The organism is Paracoccus sp. NIOT.M2S5SZ12 (assembly GCF_057748165.1).
In genome coordinates, this window is record NZ_JBYLFR010000023.1 from 1 (window position 1) to 12,611 (window position 12,611).

11 protein-coding genes and 1 pseudogene are annotated in these 12,611 nt (G+C 62.9%); all 12 read right to left on the reverse strand.

Annotated features, from left to right (window positions below):
- A partial coding sequence (locus AC2SGK_RS16060; protein ID WP_488324480.1) for a ParB/Srx family N-terminal domain-containing protein occupies window positions 1-226 on the reverse strand: 226 nt, incomplete at its 3' end.
- Window positions 223-1,485: a site-specific DNA-methyltransferase gene (locus AC2SGK_RS16065; protein ID WP_488324481.1), complete on the reverse strand. Its 1,263-nt coding sequence runs from the start codon at window positions 1,483-1,485 to the stop codon at window positions 223-225. The genes AC2SGK_RS16065 and AC2SGK_RS16060, both read right to left, overlap by 4 nt.
- A gap of 423 nt (window positions 1,486-1,908) precedes the next feature.
- A complete protein-coding gene (locus AC2SGK_RS16070; protein WP_295019903.1) occupies window positions 1,909-2,982 on the reverse strand; it encodes a hypothetical protein in 1,074 nt (357 codons plus the stop codon).
- Window positions 2,975-5,434 (reverse strand): DEAD/DEAH box helicase family protein, encoded by a 2,460-nt coding sequence (locus AC2SGK_RS16075; protein ID WP_488324482.1) that lies wholly within the window; start codon window positions 5,432-5,434, stop codon window positions 2,975-2,977. The genes AC2SGK_RS16070 and AC2SGK_RS16075 overlap by 8 nt, the downstream gene beginning before the upstream one ends.
- Entirely contained in the window at window positions 5,434-8,508 is a 3,075-nt protein-coding gene (locus AC2SGK_RS16080) for a DNA methyltransferase (RefSeq protein WP_488324483.1), read from the reverse strand. The genes AC2SGK_RS16075 and AC2SGK_RS16080 overlap by 1 nt, the downstream gene beginning before the upstream one ends.
- A gap of 141 nt (window positions 8,509-8,649) precedes the next feature.
- On the reverse strand, window positions 8,650-9,318 hold the full coding sequence (locus AC2SGK_RS16085) for a hypothetical protein (RefSeq protein WP_488324484.1): 669 nt from the start codon (window positions 9,316-9,318) through the stop codon (window positions 8,650-8,652).
- Window positions 9,315-9,887, reverse strand: a complete 573-nt coding sequence (locus AC2SGK_RS16090) for a DNA methyltransferase (protein ID WP_488324485.1) — start codon at window positions 9,885-9,887, stop codon at window positions 9,315-9,317. The genes AC2SGK_RS16085 and AC2SGK_RS16090 overlap by 4 nt, the downstream gene beginning before the upstream one ends.
- 52 nt (window positions 9,888-9,939) lie before the next feature.
- A pseudogene (locus tag AC2SGK_RS16095) lies at window positions 9,940-10,398 on the reverse strand (DNA cytosine methyltransferase); the annotation flags it as partial.
- 5 nt (window positions 10,399-10,403) lie between these two features.
- Entirely contained in the window at window positions 10,404-11,411 is a 1,008-nt protein-coding gene (locus tag AC2SGK_RS16100) for a helix-turn-helix domain-containing protein (RefSeq protein WP_488324486.1), read from the reverse strand.
- A complete protein-coding gene (locus AC2SGK_RS16105) occupies window positions 11,408-11,803 on the reverse strand; it encodes a VRR-NUC domain-containing protein (RefSeq protein WP_488324487.1) in 396 nt (131 codons plus the stop codon). Before AC2SGK_RS16105 ends, AC2SGK_RS16100 begins: the two co-directional genes overlap by 4 nt.
- Window positions 11,800-12,039 carry a hypothetical protein gene (locus tag AC2SGK_RS16110; protein WP_488324488.1) on the reverse strand — a complete coding sequence of 80 codons (240 nt, stop codon included), beginning with the start codon at window positions 12,037-12,039 and terminating at the stop codon, window positions 11,800-11,802. The genes AC2SGK_RS16105 and AC2SGK_RS16110 overlap by 4 nt, the downstream gene beginning before the upstream one ends.
- Complete coding sequence (locus AC2SGK_RS16115; protein ID WP_295019910.1) at window positions 12,039-12,296, reverse strand: helix-turn-helix transcriptional regulator; 258 nt, start codon at window positions 12,294-12,296, stop codon at window positions 12,039-12,041. The genes AC2SGK_RS16110 and AC2SGK_RS16115 overlap by 1 nt, the downstream gene beginning before the upstream one ends.
- Between the last annotated feature and the right edge of the window lie 315 nt (window positions 12,297-12,611).

The window sequence follows — 12,611 nt, forward strand, 5'->3', positions numbered from 1 at the left end:
GCGCCTCGGCCAGCCCGAGCTGGCCAGCGGCCAGGATGCGGCCATGGCCTGCAATCAACTCGCCATCGGCGGCGACGAGGCAGGGAACAGTCCAGCCAAACTCGGCCATGCTGGCGGCGATCTTCGCCACCTGGTCGGCGTCATGGGTCTTGGCATTCCGGGCGTAGGGCCGGAGACGGGCGAGGGGCCAATGCTCGATCCGGCCGGGCAGGAGGGGCGCGTTCATGCCGCGAGCCGCTTTGCCTTCAGGTTGGCGAAGGTCTCGCCGGTTTCCGCCAGCACCGCCTCCTGACCCGTGAAGGATTGCCAGCGCTCGATGGCGACATCGACATAGGCCGGGTTCAACTCGACCCCGAAACAGACCCGGCCGGTCGTCTCGGCCGCGATCAGCGTGGTGCCGGAACCCATGAAGGGCTCATAGACCGCCTGGCCGGGGCTGGAGTTGTTCAGGATCGGGCGGCGCATGCATTCGACCGGCTTCTGGGTGCCGTGCACCGTGTCGGCATCCTGATCCCGGTTGGCGATCTGCCACAGCGTGGTTTGCTTGCGGTCCCCGGCCCAGTGCCCCTTGCCCTTGGCGCGCACCGCATACCAGCAGGGTTCGTGCTGCCAGTGGTAATCGCCGCGGCTGAGAACCAGCCGGTCCTTCGCCCAGATGATCTGCGACCGGATGGCGAAGCCTGCGGCGGTCAGGCTGTCGGCCACGGTCGCAGCATGCAGCGCGCCGTGCCAGATATAGGCGACGTCGCCGGGGAACAGCGCCCAAGCCTCGCGCCAGTCTGCCCGGTCGTCGTTCAGCACCTTGCCGGTGCGCTTGGTCTTGGCCGCGCCCGCCTGGTTCCGCCAGGAGGGATCGTACTCCACGCCATAGGGCGGGTCGGTCACCATCAGCAGGGGGCGCACATCGCCCAGCAGCCGCCCCACCACATCGGCCGCGGTGCTGTCGCCGCAGATCAGACGGTGCGACCCGAGCTGCCAGAGGTCGCCGGGCACCGAAACCGGCGTGACCGGAAGCTCCGGAACCTCGTCCTCGCCTTCGACCGGACCATCCCCACCCAGCGCCTCGGGATGCCGTAAAAGCGCATCGAGATCATCGTCGCTGATGCCGAGCAGCGTCAGGTCGAAATCCTCGGCCAAGAGCCCCGCGATCTCGTCGCGCAGCAGGGCTTCGTCCCATTCGCCCAGTTCCGTCAGCTTGTTGTCGGCGATCCGGTAGGCCCGGCGTTCCGCCTCGTCGAGATGGCTGAGCCGGATCACCGGCACCTCGGTCAGCCCGAGCATGGTGGCCGCCAGCACCCGGCCATGGCCCGCGATCAGTTCGCCGTCGTCGGCGACCATGCAGGGGACGGTCCAGCCGAACTTGGCCATGCTAGCGGCGATCTTGGCCACCTGATCGTCGCCATGCAACTTGGCATTGCGGGCATAGGGGCGCAGCCGGGCAATCGGCCAGGATTCAACCTGGCTCGGCGCGAAGACGAGGTCCATTAGATGGGGCTCGGGATGTGGGGGAGGGGAAATGAAAAGCGCCCGCGAGGGGGTTCCTCCGGGCGCAATTCTTCGATGATCAAGGGGTAGGTCAATGGGGGCAGGTCTGTCAACCCGAAAAGTGAAGCGGATTCAACAGCTTCTCGCAAATTGGCTTGCGGGGTGGCTTCCCGACCCCTTGGCTTCCCCGGAGGTGGCTTCCCTGGCTTCCCGCCGGGAATCCACCTCGTCCAGATCGTGATTCCGCAAGCCGCTGATCTGACTCACGAATTCCTGCAACGGGGCGCAAGGTGGCTTCCGCCTGGCTTCCCCGGTGAAAATCCCTCACGCTAGCGAACCGCCGCGCTGCGCCCCCCCGCATACGTTCAGGGCCGGGGAGGAACCAGAGGAGGGGGATACCCTTCGGTTTCGGCCCGTTGTGGGTCAGAGCGTTTCGGAGAAGTGCGCGAGCAGGAAGCGACTTGGCTGGTCCTTGTCGGCCCACGCGTCCCAAAGCGAACGCGCAACGGGATCCGAAGAAGTGATCAACCTGTTGACTTGGTCATGCCTCTTCTGACGCGCACGCGATCCGAAAATGCCATCCGTGCCGGGCAAGAGGTAGTCGTCCACAATTGACGACGTGAAATCGCTGACCGTTCTTGCCTTGCGATGCCGAATGGCCAAGTCCGCCTGGATTTCGCTGGCAAACTGCACGGGAGCCGACTTTCCATAGAATTCTGCCGCGAGCTTCCAGACCTCGTCCAGATCGTTATCCTCGATCAGCAGGCGCAGGACCTCCGGAATGTAGTCGTCGGCGCGTGCCTCTTGGAACACGATTCGTGCTTGGGCGAACTGCTCCTTGGTCGGCGGGTGCGTGTCGTCGTTGGCGTCTCTTACCAAAAACTTGCGTTGTTCCCGCAGGCCATCGAAACTCGATGTCGACACCAGGACTCCACGAATTCTGAACGTCCAAGTTTGATCGCCTACTGTGACCGGGCCGATCTCGTCGTGCAGAAAATGCGGCACGATCTGGGTGCAAACGACTTTGTACTCACCCCAACCAGCATGAGCGCCCAGCGCAAGGCCTTTCGGATCTGCGAACCCGAAGGTCTGGGTGCGGTTTTCCTCATCAACGATCCATATGACGAAGTCGGGATAGTACCAGTCCGAAGAATCAACCCGTAGCCTGAAGGACTTGGCGTCCTTTTCTATGTTCCGCTTCAGCCAGATCTTTCGTTTTCCCCAGACCAGGGGCGTAGAAGCTGCCTTTGGGTAGTCCTTCTTGGGGTAGAGGTAGGTGATCAGGTCGCGAACGAACTGCTCCTCTTCTCGATTCAATGCCCCAGGCCCAGACAAAACGCCTGAGCCCTGCTGGTCGAGAAGAAGAGGTTGGTAGACGCTTCCAGGGGCGAGAACCTCGCAGTTATTGCTGGTGGCGCTGACAATCAGGGGCAGATTCTGTACGTCAGGGCACAGCACGCGGTCACCGAACAAATTCGGCTGGGACTTGTCAGGCATTAGTGATTTCCTTGAAATACTGGCTTGGAATGCCGCTTTCCGACGCGCCAATGATCTCGTACCGGCTGTGCTTGGCTTCGATCTTGCGGTAAGCGCTTTCGAACAATTTCCTCGCCACCGTACTGGCTGCTATCTGAAGACGCTGAATGTCCTGCCGACTTTGAATGCTGCAGAAACCCGGCAGCGCCCAAACCTCGTACGGACCCGAATGAAGGGCGGTGCTGACCGAAGCACGATCGAACCGGAGGTTCCACCGTTTTCCTATGCCCTTCCACTGGACGAGATCTGAATAGATCGCGTCGATGTCTAGGAGATGAGCGGCTTGCTTGAACGCTGCGGTGACGTCGGAGCCAACACGGGCTGCATTCTCATCCAGACCATCTCGCCCGATGCGTGCGGTTGCGACACCAGCCGCATAGGACACAACAACCTTGTTCACGGATTTCAGCCATTTGGGGTCGCGCAGGTCGACAAGGAATGCGCTTTGTTGCGGACCGATGGCCTTGATGGACAGAAGCGCGGGTGTTTCGGGGAGCCAGTTCTGGACGTCGCAGACGGTCCGGGTCTTCTCACCGATCCCGTTTTCAAACAACCCGGCAAGGAAAGCCTGCAGGTATCGGGACTTCAGGCCAAAGACGAAGGCCGTCTGCAGCGCGGCCAAATCGCCTTTGATATCGCGCAGGCGCTTGCCATTCCCGTTCGTTCCAGCGAATCGAACGACACGGCCGAACATCTGGATGATGAGCGAACCTTCGTTCTGGCCCAGACGAAGGAGGGTCAAGCTCGAGGCCCTGTAGTTGTCCCATCCTTCAGCAAAGCGGCGAGATCCGATCAACAGGTTCACGCCCGAGTTGGCCAGTTCCAGGTCCGCGAACAGTGATGCGGTGAAAGCGTCATCTTCGACTTCGAGGGACGCTGCCTCCAGCGCATCTTTCAGCCCCTTCACATCGCCGACGTTCACGACGCCATAGTAATGCACGCTGTCGCCTCGACGAAGGCCGAGCCCCATCTCGCCTGGTGACGTCTTCAAGACACGGAACAACGGAACGTCGCCGTCCTGCCAGCCGAACACGTCGTTCAGTATTCGGGCTTGGATTGCCGCCGCAGACATCCCCTGCAACCCAGTGGTCACGACCTCAGGCAGGAGGCTGGCACCTTGTCGGGCTGCATCCAGCACGCGCGTGATGCCCTCCGAGATGAAGTCATCTTCTGAAAGCGCCCGGTCGAGATATCGCAGGACGTCGATCACATCGGACGTCTGCTCCTTGTCGCCTTCGTTCTTGCCGCCGATCACGGAAAGGCCGAGCAGGACCCATAGCGGCTTCGCGATACGAAGACCCCGGTCCTTGATCTGCTTTTGCACATCCGATTTGCCGAAGGATGCCAACTGATACCAATACGCGATCAGCGCCGCGGTCAGGGTCGTGTGCTGGATTTCCTCGGTGGTCTCGTCGTGCCCGTCGAGCTTCACGTTCCAGAAATCCTTGCCGTAGAGATCGGCATGAAATCGGTCGTAGGCATAGTCGAGCATGATGGCTTTGGCATAGCGGCCGAACGTGGCCTCGGCCTCCGCCACCTGGCCAAAGGTCGCTGAGAATTCGATCAGCATGCCGCGATGGTCGGGCTGGCTGTCCCCGATCCCGGCGAGGTCAGATTGCAGCTTCTTCCAGACGCTTTCTTCGCTGCGCTGGCCCTTGTGTCCTTCGTCGACAAAGACGAGGTTGCGCCCGTCGCGGAAGACCGAGGTGGGGATGGTCACCCCGTCGCCCTTCTTCGTCTCGGCCAGCTTGTTGATGTCAACGACGATCACAGTGTCAGGGTGCAGACGCCCGAGGCTCGAGGCGTCGCCATCCATCGGATAGGCAAAGACATCGAACGCCTTCGTTTCCCTCAGCTTGTCAGCGTGCTGGCGCGACAGGCTTTCCGATGGCGTGATCAGGATGGTGCGATCCCAGGTCCCGGCGGCGTGCAGCATCGCGATGCAGGCATGCAGAACATGGGTCTTGCCCGATCCGGTGGCCATCCAGAACGCGGCAAACTGCAGATCGTCCGCGGTGAAGGGGCTGATCGTCTCGCTACGGTTCTTCTGTGCCCAATCGGCAAGGAAGGCATTCAGCCGCTCAAGAAATGCCCCCTCGTCCGTTCTGCGGCACTTCTGCCAATGCGCGAACAGGATCAGCGACAGATACTGCGCATAACGCGGCGCCAGCTTCACCGTCTGGCACGCGGCTCGGACCGCCTGATCCGCCTCTGTCAGCAGGGATGCATCACCCCGGCAAAGCGACTCCAGCAGCGAAAGGTAATTGCCGTCTGCCATCGCCAGATCGGCTGTCATTGTGTCTTCGACTGTCGAGAGCCCACGCATGACGGCGGCCAGATCCAGCCCGAGTTCGTGGGCCAGCGCATCGCGCAGGACGAGGGCCTTCTTCAGCCTGGCGTGACCGGATGCCATCAGCGCCCCCCGAACTGGGTGGCAAAGATGGCCTCTATGGCCTCGAACCGCTCGCAGCCCTCAAAGGCCAGCTCCGGCATGGCGTTCGTCAGGAAGCGGTCGGCGGGGTGTTCGGCCATCTTCGCCTTGCACCAGTCCTCGTTCCCTTCCCGGTCGCATTCACGGAACAGCACGGTGACAGCCCGGTTGCGGCGGTCAGTGCCGGTGATGACCACGCCCTGATCTTCGCGGTAGAGGCGCGCGACATCGAGGCCGAGCAGGTAGATCAGGCTTTCGACCAGATCGATCTCGCGGTCCACAGCCTCACCGCCGCCCTGCGCGCATTTGATGCTGTAGCCAAAGGGTGAGCGGAAGTGGTCGACCGACTGGAACAGCTTTCGCGCTTCACGGTCGAGGCGATACTGGATCGAAAACGCGAGGTTTTCGAACGCGAGGGCGTCTTGTTCGCCCCCTTGCACCAAGGCCAGGTTCTCTAGCGTGTCTTCGTAATCCTCCAGGTTGACGGCCTTCAGGAACACGCCGTTTCCGTCCAGTGCTTCAGCCTTGCCCTTTTTCCAGTTGGTAGCCGCGGCAGCTTTCATGATGCGGGGCAGGGTGAGCGTTTCGAAGTAGTCGCTCCGCTCGGTTATGACGAACTTGCGAGTTTCGCCGTCAGATTTGTTCATTGAGAGCACGGCGTGCGCCGTGGTGCCAGAACCAGCAAAGCAGTCAATAACCCAGCCATCGGGGCCTAGGTCACATACCCTGAGGGTATCAACGACCGCATGTACCGATTTGGGGAACGAGAACACACGTTTCCCAAACATCTCTTTCAGCAGCACGCTGCCGTAATCTACGGCCGAATATTCTGGCTTTATCCAAAGCGTCGACGGCAACGAGCCATCGCTCTGGGGGCGCGCTTTCCGATAGACTGCCGGGCCATTTTCGCCACTTCTCACTTCAAGGTCGTTCAGATTGGCCCTAGCCGTTTTGTGACCCCAACTCCAAACTCGTTCGGTCCCATCGTCATTCTTTGGATAGATAACTTTCTCCCCGGGCTTGGGCGCCTCAAGGATTCTATAGTCATTTTCCTCCTTGACCCATTCGATCTCTGGAATTCGAAGTTCCTTACCCTTCACATAGATCGGGTAGTACTGCTTCGGTCGGGCGTCGCGATGAGTTGTCGCGCCACCCCGTTTCCTGAAGTTCTCCCAAGCGAATTGCCCTTTTTCGTCCTGTTCACCGAAGTGCTTTTCCTGTGCCTCTGATCGATCAAGTAACCCGATCTCAGAAGCCCCAGAGTTGCCAACAAATACGCCATATTCGTGGTTTACTCGAAATCCTCGCACAGTCGGCCGCCCAGAAGGGCTGTTCTTGATCACGGTTATCCCGAGCAGGTTTTCGGGGGTGTAGCTCCGCTCCAAAAGGTCGACGAGCTCATTCTTTTGGAAATCATCGATGGTGAAGCAGGCCATCGATGCCGGACCGAGAAAACGTCGGCTCAATTCCACGCGGTCTTGCATCATCGCAGCCCAAGAGGAGCGGCGGTAGCCATTCTTGTAGCTGATCGGACCCGCATCCGTGTTGTAGGGTGGGTCAGCGTACAGCACATCACATCGACCCGAGAACTTAGGCTGGAGCAGGTTGAGTGCCTGCCAGTTGTCAGATCTAACGGCGATGCCGTCTAGCAGCTCGTCGATGCCGTGGCGTGCAGAGCAGCGAGCAAGCAGTTCCCATTTGAGATCGTCAGGGAAGTTTTTCGTATCCAGCGGTAGGGGAAGCCACCGACTTTTCGCTTCCTGCGCCAGATCCGCAGGAATGACCTCGCGGCACTGATCTGCCTTTGAGATGTCCCCTAGTCCCAGATCCTTCCACTCAGTTCTTTGCGCGGCAATGATCTGAGGGAGATGTTCTACCAGCCAGTCTTCGCCCGCCAGCTTGGCAATCCTGTCGAGCGTGATGACATAGCGCGTGGTGAAGACCAGCTTCTTCTTTTCCCACAGCGATTTCTGGAAATCCTCCAGCACCGCCAGAAAGTCGATGATCTGCTGGCCGATCTCGCGCACGATCCGGCCGACCCTGATCAGGCGGCGGGGCAGGTCAGTGTCGATCAGCAGCTGGTCCGCTTTCAGCACTTCCGTCTTCAGGAAGATGTCGAGGTCTTCGCGCAGAGCGGCGCCCAGCCGCTTGTGGATGAAGAAATCCGACTGGTTGCGCGCGACGAAGTGGTTCAGCCAGCGCTTCAGTTCAGCCTCGTCGGCGTTGATGTGGCCCTGGATAGCCTTGACGATGTCGTCCTTCTGCTTGTTGGACTGCGCGCCCTTGAGGTACTTCAGCAAGACGATGTACCGGCCATCCTCGGCCTTGGTAACGGTGTCGATCTCGTAATGCGCCTTGTCCGTCGGCTTTAGGTTGGCCCGCGTCTTCTGCAGTTCATCGGGTTCGACCGAGAAGACGATGCGTTCGCCATTGGACAGGCGGACGGTGAAGTCGGTGAACGTGTCGCCCGACTTGATGTAGTACATGTCCTCCGTCGCCCAGTGGAACTCGGTATCCTCGCCGGTCGAGCGGATGTAACGGCTGCCATCCCGGCCATAGCGGCGTTCGACGATGAAATCGCCGTCCTGGTAATGGCGCGAGAAGAACTGATAGAGGCGGTTCAACACCTCGCGGCGGTCTGTGCCGACATTCTCACTGGCGCGCAGCTGCTCTTGAAGCGAGCGGTATTCGTCGACCTTCGATTTGAAACCCGGAAACCGTTCGGCTTGATCAAGCAGGTCGCGCCGCTCCTGGTCGTTCATTCCCGGCTTAATGCCGATTTCGCCTTCAATTTCCTTTAGACGAAGGCGGTCCCCTGCGGCTTCTTCATCGTCTGCTTTTCTAAAGGCCGTGGCGAGGATTTCAGATAGTTTTCCACCTTCCAGCGCCTTGGTGCCGTTCTTTTCGACCACCTGACCGAGGAATGCTTTCACTTCCTGATTATGGTGGCGAATGACCCGGTAAAATCCGAAGTCGAGGCGTTCCGCCTCATCCAGCTGAAACAATTCCGCCATCAACTCGACAAAGCGGACCTCAGCTTGTTCAATCGTCGTCATCAGATACCTTTCTGCCCCGGCTGCCGCCGCCGCGACATCGTTTTCCGGCGACAATAGACGGCACATCCGCCCAACGGAAGCGGTTTAGGCCGGTTGCTCGGGGTTTCCAAAGGCTTGACGGGCGTTGAACGGCGCGTGGCCTTATCTGGCCGTCCCCCAAGGCCGCGCCTTCGGCATCGCCGCCGTCACTTCGATTTCGCGCAGCATCCCGCCTGCGATCAGCCCGTCCCGAACCCAGCCCAGCGCCTGCCACCAGTCGTCATAACCACGCCGGGCGGCCTCGATCTGCTGCGGGTGCGGCGAGAACGTGACCGGGCAGGCAAGGATGTCGATGGTTTTCCATGTGCCCCGTGCGCCGGTGCCACGCACACGGATGCGTTCTGAGCCCACGACGATGGCGCCCGCATGTGTGCCATGCTGGTTCTGCTTGACGATAGTCGGCACGCAGCGCGGGACGGCGCCGGGCATCCAGTCCGGGGTCAGCCCGGCGCGAGCCAGTTCGGCGACGCGGATCGCCATGCGCTTGCCGCCGAGGCTGTCGGGGATCCCGGCGACGGTGGCGGCGATCACCTCGGCGTCCTCATGGGTGTAGCCGCCGATCTTGTGCTGGCCGCCGTCGATCTTGCAGCCCAGCACGGCCCGTTGCAGCAGGACGTATTCCAGGCCGAAGCCGAAACCTTCCTCGGTGATGTCCGGGGGCAGCGGTAGTTCCAGCTGCGCCTGTTCGATCCGGAAGGCCCATTCCAGGGCCGCTTGCACGCCCAGCGCGCGTTTGATCCTGGTGCCGCTGACGCGACCGTGGAAGCTCATGGCTGCAATCCTTCAAGGAAATCCATCTGAGCCGGGCGCTGGGCCGCATCTGACGGCCGCCAGATCCACGGGCCCGAGGCCATGGGCAGCTGCGAGAGAGCGCCACGCATGTGCCGCTGCCAGAGGGTGAACTCCGTTGCCGAGCAGACGCAGAGCGCGTGCCCGATGGGCCAGCCCATCAGCCATCCGACGAAGAGCGGGTTCAGCCGCCGCCGCGACCGGCCCTTCAGGATCCGCCGCGAGACGACGCGCCCATGCGAGGCAATCATCGAAGCCCATAGCGGGCGCGAGATCGGGGCGTGCGGCAAGGACCGTAGCCCATCCGGCAAGGTCTCCGGGGCCGGGCGGGTGAAGCCCCGCTCCGCCCGATAGTGCAGCAGGTCCATCCGGGACTTGCCGTCGGTGCGGGTGATGCTGGCCTCGGAACTGCCCTTCCAGTTCTGCGCGGCTGGGGTCGGCCAGTGGTTCGGCAGGGCCTTCGTGATGCCCAGCGCCAGCGCCTCCGCCTTCCGGGTAAAGTCGCTGTTCCCGGCCGGGTTGTAGCGGCCGGTGCCGGGATGCAGGCTCATCGGTGTGGGCCAGGATGAAGATGCGCAGCCGCTCATGCGGCGCGCCGACCTCTGCCGCCGAGAACAGGCCCGCCGCAGGCGTATAGCCCAATCCCCAAAGCTCTCGCAGGACGGTCTCGAGCCCGAGGGTGACATGCCCGGCGACGTTCTCGAGGAAGACCCATTCGGGACGGCATTCTCCGATGACCCGGGCGACGTCGGGCCAGAGGTGGCGAGGATCGTCGACGCCGCCGCGTTTCCCGGCCGCGCTGAAGGGCTGGCAAGGGTATCCGGCCAGGACGGTATCGAAGGCGCCGCGGAAGGGCCGGGCATCGAAGCTGCGCAGGTCGGTCCAGATCGGGGCCGGTGCGAAGTAGCCCGCGCGCTGGGCGGCGATGAGGACCGTGCGCGGCCAATCTTCCCATTCGACGAAAGCCCGGGTGTGATAGACGGGCTCGACGAGCATGAGGCCCAGATCAAGGCCTCCGCCGCCTGCACAGAGGGACAATCCGTGCCGGGGACGTGACACCATACCATTCACCGCACCCCGCGCTCGCGCAGGCGTTCGGGCGTTACCAGCCCGCGGGCCAGCATCGCGTCGCGCATGGTGTTGCTGATCGCGCTGACCGGCAGGTAGCGGTCGGAGTTGACCAGATCGGCGTAGAAGGCGGGCAGGTCGGTGATCGGTTTTGCGGTCGGGGCCGGGTCGGCCTTCGGCTTCCGGCGCTTCCGCCCGGCATCCTCGACCTTGCGCTGGGCCGCCCGTTGCATCGCCCGGTCCAGTGCCTTCGGCCCATCAGGCGGTTCGGGGTGCTCCTGGCGGCTGGCCTCGGCGGCAGCCAGGATCTCCGCCTCGGTCAGCCCCAGTTCGTCGCGCCAGCGCTGGACGTGCAGCCGGGGCGGCCAGCCTTGCCACCAGCCGGGCAGTGCCGCGGGGTCGAGGCCGAGTGCTGCGAGCAGATCCCCGAAAACCTCATCGGAAATCGCCTCGCGCGCTTGCGCGCCCTCCTCCTCCTTTACTGGTTTACTTAGAGGTTCCCTTACAGGGTTAGTGTCCGAAATCCGGACACGGCTTTCGGCATTTTCCGGACACGGGTCAGCCGGAAAATCGGACACGGGCCTCGCGCTATCCCCGTGTCCGAAATCCGGACACGGCAAGGCATCGGCCATGCCGCCGACGTCGCAAACATCGGCATCGTCGAGCCTTTCTGCGCCTTCATCGTCGCCGTGTCCGCCTTCCGGACACGGCACCACAGCCACGGGTGTGAAGCCCGGCTCGAACCCCAGGATGTAGCGGGTCGGCAGCTGGCGTTTGGTGACAGGATCCAGCCGCGGCACGCGCCGCAGCAGGCCCACGGCCTCGAGCTGCCCGAGGTGATCGTTCAGCGTCGAGCGGCTGATCTCGCAGTCATTGGCCAGCCGATCCTGTGAGGGGAAGCAGCCGTAGTCGGGGTTGAACCGGTCGCAGAGATGCCAGAGCACGATCTTGGTCGTGGGCTTCAACCCGCGCTGCTTGATGGCCCAGTTGGTGGCCTCATGGCTCATGGCGCGGGCCTCCGTGGGGCAGGGGCGATGCGCGTGGTGAAGCCGTGATCGGCCAGCGCGCCCAGCGCGTCGTCGAGACTGCGGACCAGCGCCCAGCCGAACCCCTGAGCCGTAACGGCATCGCGGAACGCTTCCTGCTCCGGCCGCAGTCGCCCCTTGGGTGCCTTCAGCTCGAGGAACAGAACACGGCCGTCGCAGATCACCATCAGATCGGCGAACCCGGCGTGAACGCCCATGCCAACGAGGATCGCCTGGCGCTTGGCCCCGCGGGGCCCGGCCTCGGTCACCTCGTTGGCGCAGTGGTGGATGATGGCCGTGCGGTGCAGGGCGATGCGGAGCGCCTGCACGACGGCGCGCTGCAGATCAGCCTCGGGCGTGCCACGACGCATCATCGCGCGGCCCTCCCCTGGTCTTCGCGCTGGGCGCGCGCTACCCCCCGCCGCGCATCGACGACGACCAGCAGGCGCTGGGCAGCAGCGCGCTCGCCCGGGGTCTCGCCATGTTGGACCAGCACATTGCAGGCGAGGCGGATGAGGAGATCGCTGTGATGCGCGACGTCGGCGATGACGGCGCGGGCCTCCGCCACGCGGTCGGCGGGCCAGGCGGAATTGCGGGGCGGCACCTGCATCACCGGCGCCCTCCGGCACGGCGACGGCGCGGGGCGGCCTGTTCCTGCTCCTCCAGCCATTCCTCGACGGCGGCGCGGCGGTAGTAAACCTTGCGCCCGGCCCGAACGCAGGGTGGACCCGTCCGCATAGCCTCCCACCGGCGCAGGGTGTCGACCGAAAGGCCGAGTTCCAGCGCGAGGTCGAGACGGCTGATCCAGCCGACCAGCAGCGTGCGGGGTTTGTCCTTCGGGTCTGGCATCGATCCGAGATGCGGCATCGGGTTCTCCTGGTCCTGGCCCCGAAGATCGGGGACGTCTTGCAGGAACCAGTGAGCGCAGAGCCCAAGGGGTGGCGGCGAGGCGGAGGGTGGCAGAAAGGACGCCACCTTTGTGCCACCCCTTGTTTTATTGGGGTTTGCGATGGTGGTCGGGTGGCGGGGGAAGATTACGGCCGGTCCTGTCAGATGGGCGAAACGGACGCCAAGGCCGCAAACACCAGCGAACAGTCGCATTGACCGTGTTTGACCGGCATTGAAGGGTAAAGAGGGGGTGGCACCCGACACGGTACCCCTGCCACCCATTGAATTCCTTTA